Origin of the sequence: uncultured Eubacterium sp. (assembly GCF_937958975.1) — a bacterium.
Taxonomy (GTDB): Bacteria; Bacillota; Clostridia; order Lachnospirales; family Lachnospiraceae; genus Eubacterium_G.
The window spans coordinates 230,854-254,067 of the sequence record NZ_CALGRE010000045.1; the positions used below are offsets into that span (position 1 = coordinate 230,854).

Consider the following 23,214-nt stretch of genomic DNA (forward strand, 5'->3'; position numbering starts at 1 on the left):
GATTCAAATTGCATGATATCAAAGATTATTACTACTGGTATATATATCAGTTAGGAATCAGCGAAAATTTATTTTTTCATGCAGATTATTCGTTTGTAGAGGGAGTTGCAACAAATATATGCGCATACGAACGGTGGCTCGCATATCAGAAAGAAAGGAAATAAATGGGAAAGAAAAATGAAGCTAAAATCACTTTCATAGCGGAAACAAAAGAGTTCTCGGATGGAATAAAGAAAGCGAATAGAGATATAGCAACATCAAAAAGCGAATTAAAGTTAAATGCTGTTGAAATAAAAAACAACGGAGAGCAAATTCAACTTCTTTCACAAAAACATAGTATTTTACAAAAAGAATTACAAGCACAGCGAAGTAAAACACAAAATCTTAACGAAAAATTAAAAAAAGCTGGGGAAATATATGGAAAAGATTCAGACGAAGTTGCAAAGCTAACACAACAGTTAAACCGCTCAAAGACAGCAGAGGAAAACATAAAAAGAGAGATAAATGATACAAACACAGCATTGAAAAAACAAGCTGAGACTGCAAAGACTAATACAGAAGCAACAAAAGCAATGAAAGAGGGATTAGACAAAGCGGGGAATGTAGCCGGAATAGCAACAGGGGCAATAGTGGCAGGTTCAGGCTTGGCAATAAAATCTTTTAACGATGTAGACCAAGGGGCGGATAACGCAATAAAAGCCACTGGGGCAATAGGAGAAGAAGCAAAGAGAGTAAGAAATGAGTACAAAAATGTTGCATCGACAATTAAAGGAGATTTTTCCGAAATTGGAAGTGCATTGGGGGAAGTTGAAACAAGATTCGAATTTACAGGAAAAGAAGCGGAGAACTGCACAAAGGATTTTATAAGATTTGCTGAAATTAATAATACTGATGCCACATCTTCGGTAAGACTTATAAGCAGGGCAATGGGTGATGCAAATATACCAGCAAAAAACTACAAGAGTGTATTAGACCAAATAACTGTAGCAGCTCAAGCAAGCGGAGTGGGAGTTGAAACCTTAACAGAAAATATTGCAAAATACGGTGCACCAATGAGGGCGCTAGGATTTGATACAAAAGAAAGTATTGCGTTGTTTGGTCAATGGGAAAAAGCAGGGGTAAACACATCTATTGCTTTTAGCGGTTTGAAAAAATCTATAAGCAATTGGAGTAAAGAAGGGAAAGACCCAAAAGAAGAATTTAAGAAAACATTAGAAGAGATTAAAAAAGCCCCTTCTATAGCGAAAGCCACTACAAAAGCAATAGAAGTTTTTGGCACAAAAGCAGGTCCTGATTTAGCAGATGCAATACAAAACGGAAGATTTGAGTATTCCGAGTTTTTAAATATTGTAGAAAAAAGCGAAGGAACACTAGAAAATACATACTCAGAGATACAAGATGGAACAGATAAAACACAAATCTCGATGCAAAACTTAAAACTCGCAGGAGCAGAGGTGGGAGAAGCGTTACTCGAAGAACTAACCCCAGAAATTAATAGTTTAGTTGAAAAGTCAAAAGAGTTTTCCAGATGGGCTAAATCGAATGGCCCCCAAATAGTTTCAACAATAAAAGGGATTGCGGTTGCGACTGGCGGAATTTTTGTAGTTAACAAAGCAGCAAAATTCACACAAAGTGTCGGAGAGTTATATAAAGGTGTAACAACGTTTGGTAGTGTCATGAAAGCTATGATAACAAAAAGAATAGCAGATACAGCAGCAACAGAAGCTGAGACAGTGGCACAGACAGGACTAAACAGCGCAATGCTCGCAAGTCCCATCGGAATGGCGATTGTTGGAGTAGGGGCATTGGCAGCAGGAATGATGATATTGTCTCAAAATGAAAATTTGCTTTTAGAAGATGCAAAAAAAGCGCAAGAAGAGATTGATAATCTTACTGAAAGTATTCAAAAAAACAACGAAAAGGTGGATTCGCAGTATCTTACATATGAGAGAGATTTAGAACTTTTAGAAGACATTACAGATGAAAACGGAAAGGTGAAAGAGGGAAAAGAAGATTTAGCAGAAGTAATAGCAAGCAATTTGTCTGAACAATTAGGAGTTGAAGCCGAGCTGGTCGACGGTCAGTTTAAGAATTACGAGAAACTAAGAGAAGAAATAGAAAAAGTAATTGAAACAAAAAAAACGGAAGCGTTAATTGAAGCTAATAAAGATACATATACAGAAGCATTAAAAATGCAATCAGACTATGCAAAGAAAATCTCTGAACAACAAAAGGAAGTTTCAAGGTTAGCAGAAGAACGCGAAAAAGCTGAAAGAGAAGCTAACGGCTATGATAAAAACACAAGTCCAGCGCAGAAGGTTTTAGATGCTATGACAGGAAAAGACCCGCAACAAAAAGTTGCAGCAGCAAACGAAAAACTTGAAGCTGCTCAGACAACTTTAAAAAAATACACAAATGCATACAGAACAAGCACAGACACAATAATCAATTATGAAAAACTTGAAGCTGCACAGGTAAGCGGCAGTAGAAAAGAGATGAATCGGGCAATAGCCGGATATAACGCTAACTTGAAAACGGCAACAACGGCAACTAAAAAAGAACTAAAACAACAAGTAATAGACACAAAAGAAAATTTAAAGGCTACGAAAGAAGCGTATAAAAATGGCGAAGTAGATAAAGCAGCAGTTACGTTAGCTAAGAGAATACATAAAGCAGCAGTTGCAGAATTAGAAAGCGCAAAACCAGAGTATGAAGAAACAGGAAAGAAAAGCGGAAAAAAATATGCAAAAGGTCTTATTAATGAGAATGAAATCACTATAAAGGAACTAACAAAAATATGCAAAAAAGAGGGCATAGAAATACCGAAATCCGTATCGGAAGGAATAAAAGAAGGTAAGTACATTATTCCGAAATCAGTCGAGGAAGTGAAAAATCTAATTGAGTTTAATAAGGTTGAAGTAAAAGCGAAGGGGGCAGGTGTATCGATACCAAAGTCAATATCCAAAGGGATAAGAAATGGAAAAGTTTCTATTACTGAGTCAGTTTCTCAGCTGAATAATTGGATTAAATTTAATCTGGCGCTCAATAATGCCGGATTGCAAGGAACTGAAATTCCAAAGAAATTAAAAGAAGGAATCCTTAACGGTAAAGTTTCGGTGAAAGAAGCTATTTCAACAATAAGTTACATAGCAACTAACGGATTAAAGGCGGGATATGGCAAAAGTAAAGAAATAGGAAAGGAAAGTGCTAAGAAATACGGAGAAGGAATTGCATCAGCCAATATTAATGGTGATTTGAAAAAACTTTTAACAGGTACCACGAATTTCTTTAAGAATAATCCAATCAATATCCCTATATCAGCATCAGTCAAAACTGTAATGAATAAAAAGTTACCACAAGGTCCGCTTGTAAAAAATGCAAAAGGCGGAATCTATGCAAAAGGTGCATTTGTAACCAGTTTTGCGGAAGATAGCGCAGAAGCAGCAATCCCTATCAATAACAAGCCGCGGAGTATAAAATTATACAGGCAAACAGGACATTTGATGGGATTAGATAAAAATAAAGAAATAGGAAACATAAAAATACAACAAGAAATAAACTTATCAGAAACAAATAGACTGCTTAGAACAATTGCATCTAAAGACAACAATCTGTACATAGACGGAGATAGAATGTCAAGAAAAACGGTAGCTAGTCGAGATAGGGTGGATGGAGTAATGACAGCGTTAGCAAGGAGAGGTATCGCAATTGAATAAAAGAACATTTATATTTAATGAAATAAACGGATTAGAAATTTTTGACTTATTTATTGATACAGTAACTAAAGCACCACCGATGAAAATAGAAAACCGACAAAGTGTGCCGCTGAAAAGTGGCAGCTATAATTTTTCGAAAATTATAGGATATCCCATTTTCGAGGATAGAGAAATAACATATACATGTCAGTTGATAGAAAATTCTTCAAGGGAATTAGATACTGTACTTACAGCCATAAACAAATGGCTTTTAACACCCACTGAAGCGGTATTGCAAGACACCGCAACCCCTGATTATCATTACATTGGAGAATGCATATCGGTCATTCCAGCGTCAAATGAAAGAGGTTACACAGAGTTAACAATAACATTTAAGTGCTATCCTTTTAAAATATATAACAGCACAGTATCTAACACAGAATGGGACAGTATTTGTTTTAATACAGATGTATTTATTAACACAGATTTTACAATCAAAAACGGTGATGAAATAGAAATTGAAAATATATCTACAACACCGGTTGAATTTACATGTAATGGTGATTTTAACACATGCACAGTGTCTGTTAACAACGTGGGATATAAGCTTACAAGAGGTAAAAAAGCCCCATTTTTATTGATGCCGGGGATAAATCGAATTACGATAACAGGAATTGCAGAGAAAAGCTCAGTAACATTATCAATTGATTATGTAAGAGAGGAATTATAATGTATGATGTTACTTTACAGAACGGAAATGTATATACGACAATAAACAGTTACAACAGCAAAAACAGAATTTCCGGCAACTATACGAAAGGAAAAAATCAAATACCAAGTTTCACGTTTGATATATACCCGGACAACGATGGATATAAACAAATAATTGAATATTCCACATTAGTCAGAGTTGAAGACCCGAAAGAAACGGACGATGATAAAAGACAGAAATTCGGCGGAAGAGTAATATTGATAGAACCAAAGGTAAGTGATTCAGGAATTGTATATAAAACGGTGACTTGTGAAGGTTGGGCAGGATATTTAAATGATTCGATTAACTATCTATATGCGGCAATCGAAGGAAAAACAGAAGATATACTACTTAATAAAGTAGTTCAACAATTACTTAAATGGCACAACGAAAACACTAATACAGATGCATTTATATATATTCCAACATGGACTACTAATTTGACATTAGATGAGTACACACCATCGTACGAGCGGACAACCTGGGGTGCATTAACTGATGAATTAATGACGAACGATTTAACTTACGATGTAAAAGAAATTATTGCAGGAGATAATATAAGACAAAGAAAAATGATTGTCAATCAGAACGTTAATAGTAATTATGATTCAGATACGACAATAAAACTTGGATTAAATATGAAAAGTTTATCGATAACAAATAATTTTGATGACTTATGCACACGAGTTATTCCGCTGAACCGGAACGGTGTTCCGATGGGCACTGTTGGACAAGAGGCGGTATGGGTTGATGATGAAGCAGCAATTAGTAAATATGGAATTATTACAAAGTCACATAAATTTGAGAATATCTCAAAGACAAGTAAATTAAAAAAGAATGCAACAAAGTGGCTTTCAAAAAACAGTGTAATTAAAAGAACTGTATCGGTCAATGTACTTGACTTGCACGGTCTAGGCTTAACAGTAGATGCATTTGAAATTTATCATACATATTTGATTGATTGTCAAGAAATTGGTTTCTCAGAAAGACTAGAACTAACACAGATTACAAGAGATATCAACAATATCTGGGATGTACAATTGACGTTCGGAGAAAGATTGTACTCAGCAAGGAAATATAAAACAATGAGATAGAAGGAGAGAAAAAATGGATTTTTCAGAAATTGCAAATAACATCAGAAAAGAAAAGTGGGCAAAGAATGTCAGAGAAGCAATTGCGGCAGGATTTGAACAGACTGACGCAAAATTAACAGAGAAAAAATGGAATGTATCAGAAACGCAGCCCTCATCAAATCAACAAACCATTTTAGATACATATTTTCCAGATGAAACTGAAGAAGTTAAGATTATATTAGCAACTTCTTCGACTTCAACGAGTAATGTCGTGTTATATCAGAATAATCAACCAACGCTAACGCTAGGCGTTTTGGTCGCCATCGCAAACGGCTGGATATATATAAAAAAAATAAATGGCAGCTATATTGAAATAATTGCAAACAACAAGGCTTGCGTAGTACAGGCGGAAAGCATAGGACAGATTAAAATAGAACTTAGAGACGAGGGAAGTAGTATTCCATCTAGTAGCAAAATTTGGATTTTAACAAAATAGGAGCGCTCATGGAAACAAGAATAATAAAAGTAGAAAAGGAATTAATTGTAGCAACACAGTATGACAAAGGACAAGTTTTAGAATTTGACAAAATATTTTCAGACGGAACAGAAATTCACTTTATAAATGAAAAAACAAAGAAAAAAACAATTTTAAAAGATAACAGGTGCGATATACCGGACGAGGTACTAATGCAAAGTGGAGTGAGCAAAATACATGTGTATTCGATTAATGAGGATAGCTCAAGAACAGTATACACATACAGTCTGAAAGTAGTAAAAAGAGGAGAAGTACCGGAGGGAATCGCAGCGGAGAATCAACAGACATATGAAGAAAAATTATTGCAAATAATGAATGATACAAAATCAGAAGCAAACAGAGCGGAACAGATAGCGAATAGTCTAAAAACAGCAGCAGACAACGGAGAGTTTAAAGGCGAAACAGGATTGCAGGGACCAGCGGGTGAGCAAGGACCTCCTGGCATTAATGGGTATACACCGGAAAAAGGTACTGACTATTTCACTAATGATGAAATACAAGAAATCGTTGAGCAAGCTGCGAACAAGGTAGACTTGTCAAAATATGCATTAACAAACGATACATACACAAAAGAGCAAACAGATACATTAATAAACTCTATTAAACAATTTAACGTAGTGAAAGTAGATGAACTGCCCTCTGAGGGTGAAGCATTGGTTTTGTACCTTGTACAAAAAGAGGGTGAAGAAAATGATAATTACGATGAATACGTTTGGATAGACAGATGGGAACATATCGGGACAACAACGGTTGAATTAACTAATTATGTTTTAAACACAAGAAAGATAGCGGGCTACACACTTAAAACAGATATTGACGCAAATGCACTGGCCGGAACAATAGCACAGGAATTTGTTAGAGGTGGGTCATGGTATAGCGCATTGATTCCTTGGTTGATAAATTGTTGTGGCTCGAAAGCACAACAAGATAAAAACACAGAGGGTATATCGGAACTGCAAAATAAAGATAAATGGGAGCTAATTTTAGACAAGACATTACCAGCCACGAGTTCTGACGGAACTCTGATTGATTTTGATGATTTAGAGCTAAAAGGAGAATATAAAGAGTTAAGATTCGTTACGGTGATGTGGAATACAGCATTAGAACATGTACAGCTTTATGTAAATGAAATGGAAGAACCGATTGTGACTTTAAAGAGCGTCCTCGGCTCTGGTGCGACATATTCATATGATTTCACATTGAGTAATAATATGGTATTTCCGGGACGTTACTTAGTAATGAATCTAAAAAGAAGCCAAACAGGAGCAAATGCTTCGAATTGTACTGAAAACTCATTTGTAAACAGCAGTACAGATGAAAGCGTACAAAATATACAAAGCATAACATCATTAAAATTAGCAATGACAGCCGGATGGCAGAATAGTACAGACAGATATATAAGAGTGTATGGCAGAAAATAAAAGGTGGATGTGTGACTTATAAAGACAGCAGTTAAGTGTACTAAAAGTACAGTAAAAAGAGATTGACAAAAATAAATAAAAGAGAGGTACATAAAATGACAGAACAGAAAATAAAGGTTGCAAAAAAAATCATGGTAGCAGCAGGGAGTGTTTTATCTTCAATGCTAGGTATTTTATATATTCCAGTATTGCTGCTGGTGGCTAGTAATCTAATTGATTATGCAACAGGGCTTATGGCGGCAAGATATCGTTTCGATGGGACGATTAGTTCATATAAGAGTTTTCGTGGAATTGCGAAGAAAATATCTATGTGGATGTTGTTAGTCGCAGGAGTAATAATTGACCAGCTGATTAAATATACTACGGTTGCGATAGGAATAAAGTTCCCTTTTACATTCTTGATTGCTTGCGTGGTTGCGGTGTGGCTCATATGCAACGAACTTATATCTATACTAGAAAATATAAAAGACATCGGTGTAAACATACCAGTGTTCTTGTTACCGCTGGTGAAAAATATTAAATCACAGACAGAAACAATTGTTGATGTGAAAGACAAAGAAAGCGAGGAATAAGATATGAAAATACATAAATTGTTAGCAAAGAAAATTAGTTATGATTCAAGTAAAAAACGTAAATATAAAGATGTAAAATATATTGTTATTCATTACACAGGAAATAAAAATGATACAGCAAAAGACAACGCTTTATATTTTAAAAATTCAAACAAGCGACAGGCAGGAGCACATTTCTTTGTAGATGAAAAAGGAAAAGTTTATAAATCTGTTAACATGAATAGAGCTGCATGGTCCGTTGGCGGTGCTAAATATACAGACTGTTTAAAAACTGGTGGAGGTACATATTATAATAAATGTACAAATTACAATTCTGTATCAATTGAATTGTGTAATTACATGAAAGGATATCCAAGCAAAAAACAGGTAACCGCCTGTAAAAAGCTAGTAAAGTATATTAGAAAATATTGCCCAAATGCAAAAGAAATAATCCGGCATTGGGATGTAAACGGAAAGAAATGTCCGGCGGCAATGGCGAGCAAAAACAATTACTGCTGGAATATATTTAAAGACACAATAAACTAAGTTAAACAAGAGTGAAGCCCAAGGGGAAACCTGAGGGCTTTATTTTTTAAAAAATATTAAAATAACACTTGACATATGCTAGCATATAGAGTATAATATAAACATAAGATAAAGAAAGGAACTCCGCAAAGGAGTGAGGTAAAAGAGGATGAGAACAGAAATAACAAGAGAATTTAAAGGCGCAGAAGAAAAAGAATTAAAAGTTTTCTATAATGAAACATTGGGTGATTACGAAGTAGAAACAAATAACGAAGTAATTAGTTTTCATGATGAAATGAACGAAGCTGGAGATGAAAGCAACGGTGCAGCAGTTGAAGAAGTAGAAAGATTTATTAAAGAGTTTTAATTCAGAAGATAAGTTAAAAACAATAAAGTTCTTTAGAAATGTGGGAGGGGTTATCCTCTCCCTCTTAGATAAGTTTAATACATATTGGTGCTAGTGTGTAGAGTGCATAAAAACAAATAAGAAAATGAGCAGACAAAATGACTAAAAAAGAATATAAAAAATTCTAATTGAAGATATTTTAAATTGGTAAACACGAAACCAGTTTAAAACAGAATATGAATAAAATAAATAGCATTAGAGTTTTAGAAATAATTTATGATAATATTAATTAAATCGGAGGCAACAAAAAAATGAGCAAATACACTGGATATAGCGAGGCACACAAAAAGGCATATGAAAAATATATGAATAAAAAAGTGATGGTTACGGTTAGAATGACGGAAGAGCAAAGGGAAATGTTAACACAAAAAGCGGCGGCAGAAGGAAAAAGTGTTAATCAATATGTGTTAGATAAGTGCTTATAAAAATAGAGAAAATAAAAAAAACACTTGACATATGCTAGCATATAGAATATAATATAAATATAAGATAAAGAAAGGAACTCCACAGAAGGGGGAGGTTAAAAGAAGATGGATTTGAAAGTATTTCTAATGACTAAAGGTTTGAAAGTTTGGGCAAAAGGTAATTATGAAAGGATTTATATTAACGATTTAATAGTTGTTGGAATAAATCGTGTAACCAGTAACCCTAAGGGTTATCGCAGACAATCGATGTATTATGATTGCGTAGACGATAAATTTGTTTTTCAAGGCGCTACAAGTGGTAGAATGGAAACGATGAGAAAACTTTGTGAACTTATCAGAAACGATGCTGCTCAAATGGTTGATTAATATAAAATTACAAGGAAAATGTAGACTGTTTACAAAATAGAATAAATGCAAATAATAAAAAACTAAATTATGGAGTAGGAGCATGGAAAACAAGGAGAAATACGGAATGCTGACCCCGGTAAAACCAACAGGGGAACGATACAATAATGAAGTGGTTTGGGAGTTTCAATGTGACTGCGGAAACACTATATATAGAAGTTTAGCACATGTAAAAAGAAATACTAAGATGGGATATATGTGTAGCTGCGGTAAGCATACTACAAAAAATAAGTCAAAGAAAAGTGCAGAAAACATTGGCAAAGTTACAGAAAACGGTGGCAATTTATCTCTTATAAAAAGAGAAAATGCTTATAAAACGAATAAGCTCGGTGTAAAAGGGGTTTCTTATGATAAAACAAAGAATAAATATGTAGCACAGATAGCGTATAAGAAAAAACATTATTACCTTGGAAGATATGACACAGTAGAAGAAGCGAAACGAGCATACGAAGAAAAAAAGAGGGAATTGCTAGAGCAAGAAGAAAATTACATCGGTAATCATGATATCAAATAATGAGATTACAAATGTATTAAAATGTAATGTGAAACATTTATTGCAACAGTACAAAAAAGTTCAGGGACATCTTAAAAAAGAGTCCCTGAAAAAAGATAATAGTATTGTATCAACTGTTTAAAAAAGTTATTATAATTTGAGTTAATTTAAGCTCGTAGTATACGCGTAGTATACACAAAATGCGAGAAACTACCTATTATAAAGCGGTTTAGATTCAAAGATTATGAACAAGATGTAAAAGAAAAGGAGAGTAAAAATGGCAGAGAAAAATCCAATTGTAACAATTGAAATGAATGATGGACAAGTTATGAAGGCAGAGTTATACCCTGAAATTGCACCGAACACAGTAAATAACTTCATCAGTCTTATCCAAAAGGGATATTATAATGGAGTTATTTTCCACAGAGTGATAAAAGGGTTTATGATTCAGGGCGGAGACCCGGAAGGAACAGGTGTAGGTGGTCCTGGATATTCGATTAAAGGAGAGTTTTCACAAAATGGATTTGAAAATAACTTGAAACATACTCCCGGGGTGCTTTCCATGGCAAGAACAATGTTTCCGGATACAGCAGGTTCCCAGTTTTTTATTATGCATGAGACATCGCCGCATCTCGATGGACAATATGCGGCCTTTGGAAAAATTATTGAAGGTATGGAAGTTGTGAATAAAATTGCGGAATGTGCTACAGACTATATGGATAAACCGTTAGAACAGCAGATGATGAAGAATGTAACGGTAGAAACTTTTGGTGTAGAATATCCGGAACCGGAAAAGTGCTAATTGCTATTTACAAACAACGTATTTCGTTGTATAAAATATGATAGTGAGAAATTCACTCTAAGATAATAGGAAATAAAGGAGGAATAGTTATGGCAAAAATAACCAAAGATATGATTATTAGTGATATTATTCAGATAAATATGGGATGTGTTCCTATCTTATTAAATGAAGGTATGCATTGTATTGGCTGTCCTGCATCGCAGGGAGAAACATTAGAAGAGGCGTGTATGGTGCACGGATTAGATGCAGATGTTTTAGCAAAGAAGTTAAATGATTTTGTTGAGAGTGTTGATGCAGAATAATCCAAAAAAGAGGCAGTTCACTGAGTGAATGCCTCTTTTTTGATGTATATGTTTGAATTATAAAGCGATATCTCCGATAATTCCATCGATTACATAATAAGCTTTCATATCTTCAGGTTTAATGTAGATTGAAACAGATGTCATAGTTTTTTTACCATTCTTTGCTGTGTAATCAGCTTTAACGGCTTTTTCAATTTCTACGGTATCAAATTCCATTCCATGGAACTGAACGTAAACATTGTTTTCTTTTTTAACTGTCTTTTTAGCAGGCGCTTTTTTAGCAGCAGGTTTTGTTTCTACTTTCTTTTCAACGACCTTAGCAGCAGGTTTCGTCTCAGTCTTTTTTTCTGTGGCTTTAGCGACAGGTTTTGTCTCAGCTTTTTTAGGCGTAGCTTTTGTAGCTGCCTTTGTCTCTTCTTTTTTTACATCTGCTTTAACGGCTGTCTCAACTTTTTTTTCAGCAGCTTTTGCAGTTGTTTTCTTAGTAGTTGCCATAATAAAAATCCTCCTTAAAATAAGTAGGTCGATTCAAGTCTATAGAATGTGTGCGTATTATCAACCCAATAATATTAGCTGTGCTTTTCACATGTTGTATAATACAACTACAATTTAAAATATGCAAGAATCTCTAAAAAGTTTATGAAAAACACACAAATTATAAAAGTATGGAATTATAAATTACTAATTTTATACTTGTATTTATTACCATGTAGTTAAAATAATAGTTAAAAATTACAATTTATACTTGAAAAATGTTCAAAAATATAGCAATATTATAATATAGCATGGTGCGAATTATTTGACATTATGTCGAAAGTTTGCTAAAATCCACAAGCATTAGTATACTCGGAAATAAAAATTATATAAAAAAGTTGGAATATTAAATAATGAATAGATTTGAAAAAAGAAAGTTAAAGAGTGGTATTTATAAGCATGTCAATGCTTTGATGTATACATGTATTTTTGCAGTAGCTTCAATTATAACGATTGCAGCAGCGGTGAATCGGACAGATGAGATTGTATATATGGATGAAGAACAGGTTGTATCTACTGTCAGGGAGTCGGTAGCTTTTACAGATAAGGCCGCACATAAAGTTGCTGTCGGTGAGTCAGAGACAGAAGAAAATGTCTCCAATGATGTTACGGAGAATATTACAGATGTTCCAACAGAGCCGGACACAACAGCAGGTGAGCCGGATACAAGCCGAATAACAGGCAATAAGATTAAAGTCACGGCAGATACACTGAATGTGAGGGCACAGGCAAGTGAAGAGGCAGAGGTTCTCGGAATGGCAGATGAAGATGACGTTTATACTATTATTTCTGAACAGGGTGAATGGATAGAGATTGATTATAATGGAAATAATGGATTTGTAAAATCTGAATTTGTTGAAATACAGGAATAATAAATAAAAAGAAATCCTTGGGGTTTCTTTTTTTATATTTAATGATATAATTAACCTACCTTTGAATTTATATACATAGAATAATTATAAAAGAAGGAGGACTGGGATATGAATTATATTGGATGGCTTATTATTTTTGTCGTTTTTGCGGCATTAGAATTAGTATCTCTTGGCATGACCTGTATCTGGTTTGCCATTGGTGCTCTGGCAGCATGTGTTAGTTCGCTGTTTACGGACAATTGGATGATTCAGGCCTTTGTGTTCATAATAATAACAGTAGTCGTTTTGGTTTTCTTAAGACCGATTGCCATAAAGCATATAAATGGTAAAGCAGAGAAAACAAATGTAGATTCCATAATTGGCAGAAAGGCAAAGGTAATTGCTGATATTGACAATATAAATGCGACAGGGATGGTTGTCATTGACGGAATGGAATGGACTGCAAGAAGTGTTGACGGAAGCATAATAACAAAAGATACTTTAGTTGAGGTTGTGTCCGTGGAAGGGGTAAAGGCTATCGTAAAAGAAATATAAGAAATGATTTGCGAAAGTATATCCATCGCATTATCATAAAGAGCATAGGAAATATAAGATTAGGAGGAAAAAATTATGCCATTTTTAATTATTGTTTTGATTTTAGCAATTGCGGTTGTATCTACATGTGTAAAAATTGTACCGCAGGCACATGCTTACGTTATTGAGAGACTCGGTGTTTATAAGCAGACATGGTCTGTGGGAATCCATTTTAAGGTTCCGTTTCTTGACAGAGTTTCCAGAAGAGTGAATTTAAAGGAACAGGTGGCTGATTTCGAGCCTCAGCCTGTAATTACCAGGGATAACGTAACAATGCAGATTGATACAATTATTTTTTATCAGATTACAGACCCTAAGCTTTTTGCTTATGGTGTTGAAAATCCAATTGTAGCTATTAAATCACTTACAGCAACAACATTGAGAAATATTGTCGGTGATTTGGAACTTGATGAGACACTCACTTCCAGAGAGACGATTAACGCAAAAATGCGTACAGAATTAGATGTTGCAACTGACCCTTGGGGAATTAAGGTGAACAGAGTAGAGTTAAAAAATATTATTCCACCGAGAGACATTCAGGAGGCAATGGAAAAGCAGATGAGAGCTGAGCGTGAAAAACGTGAGCAGATTCTTAGAGCAGAAGGTGAGAAGAAGTCAGCTGTTCTGATTGCAGAAGGTAAGAAAGAAGCGGCTATTTTGAATGCAGAAGCCGACAAAGCAGCAGCTGTATTGAAAGCTGATGCTGAAAAACAGAAGAAAATTCTTGAGGCAGAAGGTGAGGCACAGGCAATTCTCAAGGTTCAGCAGGCTACAGCAGACGGTATTAGAGCTATTAAGGAAGCGGGTGCAGATGAGGCTGTTCTTACAATGAAGAGCCTAGAAGCATTTGTGGCAGCAGCAGATGGTCAGGCTACAAAGATTATTATCCCATCTGAGATTCAGGGATTAGCAGGTTCAGTGAAAGCATTGGCTGAGACGATTAAAGACTAATTTAAGTGAAGAGTTGAGAGTATAAAGATATGTATAACGAGGATAGAGTTCTGTGCGGAGCAAATTCCTATGAAAAGAAGTTTTATATCAATGACAGATTTAAGAATTTGCCTGAACAGATTAGACAAGAGTTACAGATAATGTGTGTTATGTTTACAGAAGAGGTTGGTGGAACCTTGATTTTGGAATATGACGAGGATGGATTTCTTCAGTTGATAACAGATGCAGAAGAAGATGATATACTGTATGATGAAATCGGAAGCGGTCTGAAAATTCATCAGATACAGTTAGAAAAAAGGGAACTCTTAGAGGCTCTTGAAATGTACTATAAGGTATTTGTGTTAGGAGAAGATGCGTAATGCTTTTGACGGTTGATGTTGGAAATACAAATATTACATTGGGATTATTTAAAGGAAAAGATATATATGCCACTTTTAGAATTACAACACAGATGGCAAGGACATCTGATGAATATGGTTCCCTTATTGCTGAAATGATTGTCAGAAAAGGAATTGATGTTAAGAGTATTAAAGATGTTATTGTTTCATCTGTTGTTCCAAAGGTTATGTACTCATTGAATAGTGGAATTATAAAATATTTTGGTATCCAGCCAATGATTGTCGGTATAGGCACAAAAACAGGGATTAGGATTAACAGGACGGACCCGAGAGAAGTGGGTTCGGATAGAATTGTAGACGCTGTGTCGGCATATGAGATTTATGGTGGTCCTTGTATTGTGGCAGATTTTGGAACTGCTACTACATATGATTTGATTGGAGCCGATGGAACCTTTGAGGCAGGTGTTACTTCTCCGGGAATTAAGATATGTGCGAAGGCTCTTTGGGATTGTACGGCAAAACTTCCGGAAGTAGAGATTAAAAAGCCGGAGTCTATTCTTGGAAAAGATACAATCACGAGCATGCAGGCAGGTATTGTTTATGGATATATAGGTCAAACAGAGTATATTATTGATAAGATGAAGGAGGCGAGTGGTCTCGAAAATCTCAGAGTAATAGCTACTGGTGGAATGGGACGTATTATTTATGAAAATACGGACAGAATTGATATATATGATAATGAACTTACATTGCAGGGCATGAGAATAATTTATGAAAAGAACAGAAAATAATATGAAGATAGGTAATGTTGAAATTAGAAATAGTTTGGCATTAGGACCAATGGCAGGTGTAACAGACCTGCCATTTCGTCTGCTATGTAAAGAGCAGGGCTGTGGGATTCTTTATTCCGAGATGGTCAGTGCCAAGGCAATTTTATATAAAAATAAAAATACGGATATACTTCTTAATATTGACAAAAAAGAGCATCCAATTGCCATACAGCTTTTTGGTTCAGACGCTGATATTATGGCAGAGATAGGAGTCAGAGTAGCTGAGGGAAACTGTGATTTTATTGATATTAATATGGGGTGTCCGGTTCCTAAAATTGTGAACAATCATGAGGGTTCATATCTGCTGACACAGCCGAAGCTGGTAGAGAAGATTCTAACTAAGATGGTAAAGGCAATAGATAAGCCTGTCACAATTAAAATTAGGAAAGGTTTTCGGGATGGAGAAAGTCAGGCAGTGGAAATTGCGAGAATTGCGGAGAGTTGCGGTGTGGCAGCAATCTCTGTGCATGGCAGAACAAGAGAACAATATTACAGCGGGAAAGCAGACTGGGATATTATTAAGGATGTGAAGAAGGCTGTAAATATACCGGTGATTGGAAATGGAGATATATTTTCCGCCCAGGATGCAAAGGCGATGAAAGAATATACAGGGTGTGATGGACTTATGGTAGGAAGAGCAGCAAGGGGGAATCCTTGGATATTCAGACAGATTAGTGAATATCTTGAAAACGGTAAAATTATTGATAAGCCTGGCTCAAAAGAAGTCAAGGAGATGATTTTGAAACATGCATCTATGTTAATTGAATATAAGGGAGAGTATACCGGAGTGCGTGAAATGAGAAAACATATCGCATGGTATACACAAGGGCTGCCACACTCGGCAGAACTCAGACGGAGATGCAATGAGATTGCGAGCTGGGATTCCTTACAGGAAATTTTAGATTCCAGGCTGTAATGCGTTGAGGGATAGCGTTTCAAAATACGGCGAAACCCTAGTATAAATAGGCGCTTGTGGTTGACAATGGAGTGTCACCTTGCTATTATAAAGTGTAAAAGTTTTGAACGAGCATTTGATTGGAGGAGCAAAAAAATGGCAGATGTAAAGAAGAATATTCTTACTTATGAAGGACTACAAAAATTAGAAGCGGAATTAGAAGATTTAAAGGTAAATAAACGTAGAGAAGTTGCAGAAAAAATTAAAGAGGCTAGGGAACAGGGAGACTTGTCAGAAAACGCTGAATATGATGCGGCAAAGGATGAACAGAGAGATATTGAAGCAAGAATTGAAGAAATAGAGAAAATTTTAAAAAATGTTGAAGTCGTAGGTGCAGATGACATTGATGACACAAAGATTAATGTAGGATGTCATATTAAAATACATGATTATGAGTTTGACGAGGACCTTGAATTTAGTATCGTTGGTTCCACGCAGACAAACAGTTTGAAAGGATTAATTTCAAATGAGTCACCACTTGGAAAAGCATTGATTGGAAAAGAAGTAGGCGATGAGGTTGAAGTCGAGATGGGCGAGGTAGTATCAAAGTATAAGGTGCTTGAAATAAAGACGGAGAGATAATTTTTAAGATAAAAAGATTTAGGAGTTACAAAAATGGCAGAAAACAAAAATAATAATCAGCAGGTTGATACAAAGCAGCTTTTAAAGGTTCGCCGTGAAAAGCTGGCTGATTTACAGGAGAGGGGAAAAGACCCATTCCAGATTACAAAGTATGATGTAACACATCATAGTATGGAAATTAAGAATAATTTTGATGCGTTAGAGGCGCAGCATGATGAAGATGGGAAATTAATCAAAGATTCATCAAAGTTAGTATCTATAGCCGGACGTATTATGTTAAAACGTGTTATGGGTAAAGCATCTTTTTGCAATATACAGGATTTAGAAGGAAATATCCAGGTGTATGTATCCAGAAATGAATTGGGCGAAGAACCTTTTGAGGAATATAAAGATTTTAAAAAAATGGATATTGGTGATATTGTTGGTATTAAAGGTTATCCATTTAGAACAAAGACCGGTGAGATGAGTATTCATGCCACAGAGGTTACACTTCTCACAAAGAGTCTGCAGATTCTTCCTGAAAAGCATCATGGTCTTACGAATACTGATTTAAGGTATCGTCAGAGATATTTGGACCTTATTATGAATCAGGAAGCTAAGGAGACATTTGTTAAGCGTTCAAAGATTATAAGTGAGATTAGAAAATATCTTGACGGACAGGGATTTATGGAAGTAGAGACGCCTATGTTGGTACACAATGCAGGTGGAGCGGCAGCCCGTCCGTTTGATACGCATTTTAATGCTTTAGATGAGGATGTGAAACTTCGTATTTCATTGGAGCTTTATTTAAAGAGACTGATTGTAGGAGGTCTTGAAAAGGTATATGAAATAGGAAGGGTTTTCCGTAATGAAGGTGTTGATACGAGACATAATCCTGAGTTTACACTGATGGAACTTTATCAGGCATATACAGATTATAATGGTATGATGGATTTGACAGAAAACCTTTACAGACATCTTGCAGAAGTAGTTTGTGGCAGTTCAAAAATTGTTTATAATGGTATTGAAATGGATTTAAGTCAGCCATTTGAGAGATTAACAATGGTGGAGGCTGTCAAGAAATATGCAGGTGTAGACTGGAATGAGGTGGAGACTGTAGAGCAGGCTAAGGAATTGGCAAAAGAACACCATGTAGAATTTGAAGAACATCATAAGAAGGGCGATATTTTAAATTTATTCTTTGAAGAATTTGTTGAGGACCATTTAATTCAGCCAACATTTATAATGGACCATCCGATTGAGATTTCTCCGTTGACAAAGAAGAAACCGGAAAATCCGGAATATGTCGAGAGATTTGAGTTCTTTATGAATGGTTGGGAGATGGCAAATGCTTATTCAGAGTTGAATGATCCGATTGACCAGAGAGAAAGATTTAAAGCGCAGGAAGAACTTCTTGCACTTGGTGATGAGGAAGCAAATACAACCGATGAGGATTTCATGAATGCGTTGGAAATTGGTATGCCGCCTACAGGAGGAATTGGATTTGGTATTGACAGAATGTGTATGCTGTTGACGGATTCGGCGGCAATTAGAGACGTGTTATTATTCCCGACGATGAAGAAGTTGGATTAAGAAAATAGGCTGAAAAGGGCGTGAATAAAGGAATTTTTTAAGGAGACTAGAAAAGAAAATTTAGGATTTTACGCCCAACTTACGCCCAATTTTTAAAGATTATGACAGAAACCGATTAAAGGAGATTGCAGATATAGCAGTCTTCTTTTTTTATGTAAATTTAAAGAAAAATAGCCTTGCAATCATTCAGTTAATGTAAGGCTAGGATATTGATTTAAATAATTCTAAAAAAGTTCTTGTTGTCTTGGAGATAAAGAAGACCGGTAACTAATATTTCTCTTTGTTCGGCGGTAAGAGAAAAGGAATTATTATCCTCTGCAAAAAATTGTGATAATGTAATGCCAAATTCCTTACAAATTTTTTTAATGATTTAATGGTAGGTGTTTGATTTTTGCGATATGAAGTGGATATTGTAGATTGTGTTAGACCAGAATATTTAGCCAAATCGTATTCTGCTTAGTTTCGTTCTAGCCGCAGCATTGTAATTTTCTTTAGTACATCTATCATAGTATTACCCTTTCTTATTTTGTTTATGTGTATATTATACTTCGTTAAAAACTTAATTTTTAGCAGTTTAAAAAGTATAATTTATATGTAAAAAACATTATTAAGAGGGGATGATAACTTATGAATATCGAAGAAGAATTGAAAAAAATAACAGAAAATATTGACACCAAAGAATTAATCACTAAGATTGTTGGGATACAATAGATAGGTAACACAAAAAATAAAAAAGAGGAAATCACCTCTGTATGATATATTTATAATAACGGCAAAACATTTATATCAAGAAAACTATAGGAGATTCCTATATGAAAACTGTATCACAAGAAGCATATCAACGTCAATGAATGATTAAATATTGAAAGAAACATTTTGTTACAGAAACAGCAATCAGATACTGGACAAGCCAAAAAATAGTTTATAAATGGATAAAAGATATGATGGGACGTTTAGAGTCTGGAAAATTGTAGTCATACACCGAAAAGCAGTCCTAAAAAGCATACTGAAAAAGTATTAAAACAGATACGCCATAGATTAAAAAAGAATAAATGGAAAGACCTAATACTGGCATATCAGGAACTGGTAGAAAAATACAGTTATACGAGAAGTTATGGAGAATTTAAAAGAATTGCAGCAAAACTGAAGTCTGTGAAGTCACAAAAAAAAGAAATGTAAAAATAAGCCATATAAGAGAGCAGACTATCTGAGACAAAAGATACAGATAGATGTAAAATATGTTCTGTAGTATTGTCGGATAAATAATGAAAAAGTATTACCAATATACAGCTGTTGATGAGTGTACACGATGGACATATCGGGAAATGTATGATGAACATAGTATATACAGTTCAAAAGACTTTTTAGAAAAGCTGATTCGTCATGCACCATTTCCGATCAGAGAAGCGCAGATAGATAACGGAACAGACTTTAAAAACAGATTAATAGTGTAAAAAGTAAACATTTAACTTTATTTGAAGAATCGTTATTGGAAATGAGAATTATATACCATAGAATCCAGACAGCAACGCCAAGACATAACGGAAAAGTGGAAAGACAGCACCGTCAGGATGAAGAACGGTTTTACAAAAATATGAATATGTATAATATTGAAGATGGAAGAAGACAGCAGGCGACATATCAAAGAAAATCAAATGATTATATAAAGACATGTTTAGGAATTAAAATACAAAAACAGCTCGTAAAGATGTGTCAGGCGATAATGTTTTAAGATGTTCAAGGCAGACACCGGAGTCTGCTGTCTGTCTTACGCAAATATAACATATATAGAAATGTTAAGGCCAGGTAGTATTTCTTGACAGAAATCTCCACCTTATCCTTGACATTATATTGAAGGTGATGTGTAACTAATCATTGACACCTTAACAAGATAAAAAATACTAGTTGGCAAACAGTTCTTGACTATAATAAATATAAATGATAGACTTGTAAAATAAGTTTACCAATAATGGTTGAAGTACGGAAGGGGAAGAGTTGTGTATAAACCATCAAAATATAATAACAAAGTTATCGATAATGAAGAGTTAGTAATTGTAAATTCGTTGTATGGAAGTAGAATTAAGTTTACTGATATCGACAATATTAATATTGCTAATGCAATACTTAGTGGTAAAATACATAAGAAACAGTGTGAAAACGAAGTGTTTCAGTTTTTGAAAGAAAATAAAATGATTGTTAATGAAGAGATTGACGAAAATGTTTATGCACGTTTAGTTAAGACAGATGTAGTCTCTAACTCTAGATTGCAACTTATAATTTTGCCAACTGAACAATGTAATTTTAGATGTAAATATTGCTATGAATCATTTGGGAGAGGCAAGATGGCTAAAGAAACTCAAGATGCCATTATTAAATATATATCAAGAAATATATCTAGATATAGTGGTCTTGATATATCGTGGTTTGGTGGGGAGCCGTTACTCGCAAAGGATGTAATTGAGTATATGTCCGAAAAAATTGATGCTATTTGTAAAAAAGCAAAAAAAATGTATACGACTACAATTACAACTAATGCTTACTGCCTCGATTTTGAAACGTTTAGGATGTTACAAAAATACAATTTAGTTGCTGTTCAGGTTACGTTGGATGGAATTAAAGAAACGCATGATAAACAGAGAGTGTTTGCCAATGGTGAACCAACATATGATGTTATAATTAATAATCTAATTGAGATTAAAAATAAAGCAAAAAGTGGAGTGCAAAAAATAATACTCAGAACGAATGTGTCAAAAGATATATTTGACAAAATGGATGAGTATATTGATTTTTATTCTAAGACATTTGGTGACGATAGTAGATTTTCTTTTTTTATACGTCCTGTAGGAGATTGGGGTGGAGAGGCTGTAGAACAGATGAAGTCAAAGATGATGGATTCGAACTCATTTAGAAGTGTGTATAATAAAATTATTAAATCAGATACTAAGCTGAACATGAATTTTTTTGAAAGATTTCTTGTCCAAGGTGGATGTGTATGTTATGCAGGAAAAAGAAATGCATATGTTATTAAATCAAATGGTGATATTGGTAAGTGCACATGTGAACTAGATTCGGAAGACAATAAGATAGGAAAAATGCTTGTTTCTGGTGATATGGATATAGATGAATTCAAACTTGCAAAATGGATAGATATTTCCAATTATGAAAAATGTTCTGAGTGTAGTTTTTATGGATTTTGTGTTGCAATGAATTGCCCATTGAGAGGAAAAGCCACAGATGATGAACATGTATGTCCTTATGAGAAGGAATATTTTAGTGAGACAATCAAATTAATGAATTCGATTGGATTGATTGCTCCATACGAATCGAAAGTGGCTATATAGAATTTGGTCAAAGGAGAGTTACGAGTGAGTGTAAAGAATGAAATAATTAGTATTTTAGATTCAATGTGTATTATATTAATTGCATCGGATGAGGATATTGATTTAACAGAATATATTGTGGAGTCAATTCAGTTTATTAATTTTATAGTAGAGTTGGAACAGAAATTTGGTATAGAAATACCATCAAATATGTTGATGATAGATAATTTGGGTACTTTATCTGGTGTTGTTAATTTAGTAGAGTCTCTTATAGATGAATCACGCAATGGTAATTATGATTGCTTAATGAAATTGAATTAATTAGGCTGATGTTCATAAAGACAGACTATTCTAAAAGTTAAAGTTATGTCTTTTAATATTATTTAATAAAAAAAGGAGGAGAAGAGGATGCTTAAGAAGAAAAAAAAGGTTTCTAAAGCAGGAATTGTAAGCCTATATGTGGGTGAAGGATGTCCATGTTCAACGATTAATGTATCAGGCGTTGGTTGTCCATCTGTTAACGTATCAGGTGTTGGATGCAAATAATTAAAAAGGGTATCCCATATTTAGAGGGATATCCTTTTTTTATTAGTATTAGGAACTGAAATATGGCTTAAAGAAATTAAAGGAGTAATATATAATTAGTTATAGAAGAACTAATAAAATAAAAAAAGTTAGTCTAAAAAAATTAGAATATAAATGGTTTGTGTATAGCAAACGGATCCTATAGGCCTTTAGCTCTAATGCAAATAGAGAATCGTTATATGGCTAGAGCATATTACCTGCTAACTTAATGCTTGTGATTTATTATATTCTATATAGTATTTGATAAGTAAATTAGTAGTCAAAAGTAAATTTGACATTTATGAATAAAAGAAAATGTTATTGTTGATATTTAAAGTTGGAAGTATCAAAGCGATAATGGCTAGCCAAGAAATGGAGTATATCAGATGAACTTTTTAAAGTATTTATAGAAATATATGGATAATAAAAAAAATTTTATAGAGAAGTGAATCTTCTAATATGTAGTTCATCAATGCTAGTTATAACATTGAATAAAATGGAATGTAATTATAATAAATTCTATATTGTTTAGGCGATAAGACTAATGCTAAAGAAAGGAAATATATATTCGATGAAGAAAATTAAAATTGCAATAATAGACAGTGGTGTTGATGATTCTCACCCATTTCTACTTGGTAAAGAGATAAAAGGGATTACAATAACAAATGATGGTGTATATACAGGGGCTAAAGATACATTTGGACATGGAACTGCTATATATACTATTATATCAACGTCA

Annotated in this window: 27 protein-coding genes; 26 read left to right on the forward strand and 1 reads right to left on the reverse strand. The window is 34.3% G+C overall.

The genetic code is table 11. The annotated features are described in order from the left end of the window. Positions 1 to 164: 164 nt before the first annotated feature. From Q5O86_RS09025 to Q5O86_RS09085, 13 genes are all read left to right on the forward strand, one after another. Positions 165 to 3,716, forward strand: coding sequence for a phage tail tape measure protein (locus Q5O86_RS09025; protein WP_302626813.1), 3,552 nt, complete (start codon positions 165 to 167; stop codon positions 3,714 to 3,716). Then, the gene (locus tag Q5O86_RS09030; RefSeq protein ID WP_302626814.1) at positions 3,709 to 4,425 is read left to right on the forward strand and encodes a hypothetical protein; all 717 of its coding nucleotides are present in this window, start codon (positions 3,709 to 3,711) and stop codon (positions 4,423 to 4,425) included. Before Q5O86_RS09025 ends, Q5O86_RS09030 begins: the two co-directional genes overlap by 8 nt. Next, complete coding sequence (locus Q5O86_RS09035) at positions 4,425 to 5,540, forward strand: phage tail protein (protein ID WP_302626815.1); 1,116 nt, start codon at positions 4,425 to 4,427, stop codon at positions 5,538 to 5,540. The genes Q5O86_RS09030 and Q5O86_RS09035 overlap by 1 nt, the downstream gene beginning before the upstream one ends. 13 nt (positions 5,541 to 5,553) lie before the next feature. Further along, entirely contained in the window at positions 5,554 to 6,015 is a 462-nt protein-coding gene (locus Q5O86_RS09040; protein WP_302626816.1) for a hypothetical protein, read from the forward strand. 8 nt (positions 6,016 to 6,023) lie between these two features. Next, on the forward strand, positions 6,024 to 7,475 hold the full coding sequence (locus Q5O86_RS09045) for a hypothetical protein (RefSeq protein WP_302626817.1): 1,452 nt from the start codon (positions 6,024 to 6,026) through the stop codon (positions 7,473 to 7,475). A gap of 95 nt (positions 7,476 to 7,570) precedes the next feature. Further along, positions 7,571 to 8,047 (forward strand): holin family protein, encoded by a 477-nt coding sequence (locus Q5O86_RS09050; RefSeq protein WP_302626818.1) that lies wholly within the window; start codon positions 7,571 to 7,573, stop codon positions 8,045 to 8,047. Positions 8,048 to 8,050: 3 nt separating this feature from the next. Further along, positions 8,051 to 8,572 (forward strand): N-acetylmuramoyl-L-alanine amidase family protein, encoded by a 522-nt coding sequence (locus Q5O86_RS09055; RefSeq protein ID WP_302626819.1) that lies wholly within the window; start codon positions 8,051 to 8,053, stop codon positions 8,570 to 8,572. Positions 8,573 to 8,720: 148 nt separating this feature from the next. Then, positions 8,721 to 8,918, forward strand: coding sequence for a hypothetical protein (locus Q5O86_RS09060; RefSeq protein ID WP_302626820.1), 198 nt, complete (start codon positions 8,721 to 8,723; stop codon positions 8,916 to 8,918). A gap of 290 nt (positions 8,919 to 9,208) precedes the next feature. After that, positions 9,209 to 9,382, forward strand: coding sequence for a DUF1778 domain-containing protein (locus Q5O86_RS09065; protein WP_302626821.1), 174 nt, complete (start codon positions 9,209 to 9,211; stop codon positions 9,380 to 9,382). Between the two features lie 105 nt (positions 9,383 to 9,487). Further along, entirely contained in the window at positions 9,488 to 9,748 is a 261-nt protein-coding gene (locus Q5O86_RS09070) for a hypothetical protein (RefSeq protein ID WP_302626822.1), read from the forward strand. Positions 9,749 to 9,830: 82 nt separating this feature from the next. Further along, positions 9,831 to 10,301, forward strand: coding sequence for an AP2/ERF family transcription factor (locus Q5O86_RS09075; protein ID WP_302626823.1), 471 nt, complete (start codon positions 9,831 to 9,833; stop codon positions 10,299 to 10,301). A 256-nt stretch (positions 10,302 to 10,557) separates the two neighbouring features. Then, a complete protein-coding gene (locus Q5O86_RS09080) occupies positions 10,558 to 11,082 on the forward strand; it encodes a peptidylprolyl isomerase (RefSeq protein WP_302626824.1) in 525 nt (174 codons plus the stop codon). Between the two features lie 89 nt (positions 11,083 to 11,171). Next, positions 11,172 to 11,384 (forward strand): DUF1858 domain-containing protein, encoded by a 213-nt coding sequence (locus tag Q5O86_RS09085; protein WP_302626825.1) that lies wholly within the window; start codon positions 11,172 to 11,174, stop codon positions 11,382 to 11,384. Positions 11,385 to 11,441: 57 nt separating this feature from the next. On the opposite strand, the gene Q5O86_RS09090 is transcribed toward Q5O86_RS09085, so the two are convergent. After that, a complete protein-coding gene (locus Q5O86_RS09090) occupies positions 11,442 to 11,879 on the reverse strand; it encodes a DUF6465 family protein (RefSeq protein ID WP_302626826.1) in 438 nt (145 codons plus the stop codon). 392 nt (positions 11,880 to 12,271) lie between these two features. On the opposite strand from Q5O86_RS09090, the gene Q5O86_RS09095 reads away from it, so the two are divergent. The 13 genes from Q5O86_RS09095 (at position 12,272) to Q5O86_RS09155 (ending at position 22,457) form a co-directional block, all read left to right on the forward strand. Then, the gene (locus tag Q5O86_RS09095; protein ID WP_302626827.1) at positions 12,272 to 12,790 is read left to right on the forward strand and encodes an SH3 domain-containing protein; all 519 of its coding nucleotides are present in this window, start codon (positions 12,272 to 12,274) and stop codon (positions 12,788 to 12,790) included. A 108-nt stretch (positions 12,791 to 12,898) separates the two neighbouring features. After that, on the forward strand, positions 12,899 to 13,324 hold the full coding sequence (locus Q5O86_RS09100) for an NfeD family protein (RefSeq protein ID WP_302626828.1): 426 nt from the start codon (positions 12,899 to 12,901) through the stop codon (positions 13,322 to 13,324). 75 nt (positions 13,325 to 13,399) lie between these two features. After that, on the forward strand, positions 13,400 to 14,314 hold the full coding sequence (locus tag Q5O86_RS09105; RefSeq protein ID WP_302626829.1) for an SPFH domain-containing protein: 915 nt from the start codon (positions 13,400 to 13,402) through the stop codon (positions 14,312 to 14,314). Between the two features lie 29 nt (positions 14,315 to 14,343). Next, positions 14,344 to 14,673 (forward strand): DUF6145 family protein, encoded by a 330-nt coding sequence (locus tag Q5O86_RS09110; RefSeq protein ID WP_302626830.1) that lies wholly within the window; start codon positions 14,344 to 14,346, stop codon positions 14,671 to 14,673. Then, positions 14,673 to 15,443 carry a type III pantothenate kinase gene (locus tag Q5O86_RS09115; RefSeq protein ID WP_302626831.1) on the forward strand — a complete coding sequence of 257 codons (771 nt, stop codon included), beginning with the start codon at positions 14,673 to 14,675 and terminating at the stop codon, positions 15,441 to 15,443. The genes Q5O86_RS09110 and Q5O86_RS09115 overlap by 1 nt, the downstream gene beginning before the upstream one ends. Before the next feature lies 1 nt (position 15,444). After that, positions 15,445 to 16,398, forward strand: coding sequence for a tRNA dihydrouridine synthase DusB (gene dusB, locus Q5O86_RS09120; RefSeq protein ID WP_368074765.1), 954 nt, complete (start codon positions 15,445 to 15,447; stop codon positions 16,396 to 16,398). 135 nt (positions 16,399 to 16,533) lie between these two features. Continuing rightward, a complete protein-coding gene (gene greA, locus Q5O86_RS09125) occupies positions 16,534 to 17,019 on the forward strand; it encodes a transcription elongation factor GreA (protein WP_302626833.1) in 486 nt (161 codons plus the stop codon). A gap of 33 nt (positions 17,020 to 17,052) precedes the next feature. Next, positions 17,053 to 18,591, forward strand: coding sequence for a lysine--tRNA ligase (gene lysS / locus Q5O86_RS09130; protein WP_302626834.1), 1,539 nt, complete (start codon positions 17,053 to 17,055; stop codon positions 18,589 to 18,591). Between the two features lie 1,265 nt (positions 18,592 to 19,856). Further along, positions 19,857 to 20,045: a hypothetical protein gene (locus Q5O86_RS09135; protein WP_302626835.1), complete on the forward strand. Its 189-nt coding sequence runs from the start codon at positions 19,857 to 19,859 to the stop codon at positions 20,043 to 20,045. Positions 20,046 to 20,086: 41 nt separating this feature from the next. After that, positions 20,087 to 20,323 carry a hypothetical protein gene (locus Q5O86_RS09140; RefSeq protein WP_302626836.1) on the forward strand — a complete coding sequence of 79 codons (237 nt, stop codon included), beginning with the start codon at positions 20,087 to 20,089 and terminating at the stop codon, positions 20,321 to 20,323. A gap of 265 nt (positions 20,324 to 20,588) precedes the next feature. Then, positions 20,589 to 21,932, forward strand: a complete 1,344-nt coding sequence (locus tag Q5O86_RS09145; protein WP_302626837.1) for a radical SAM protein — start codon at positions 20,589 to 20,591, stop codon at positions 21,930 to 21,932. Between the two features lie 24 nt (positions 21,933 to 21,956). Next, positions 21,957 to 22,232, forward strand: coding sequence for an acyl carrier protein (locus Q5O86_RS09150; protein ID WP_302626838.1), 276 nt, complete (start codon positions 21,957 to 21,959; stop codon positions 22,230 to 22,232). 87 nt (positions 22,233 to 22,319) lie between these two features. Beyond that, complete coding sequence (locus Q5O86_RS09155) at positions 22,320 to 22,457, forward strand: hypothetical protein (RefSeq protein ID WP_302626839.1); 138 nt, start codon at positions 22,320 to 22,322, stop codon at positions 22,455 to 22,457. Positions 22,458 to 23,214: the final 757 nt, after the last annotated feature.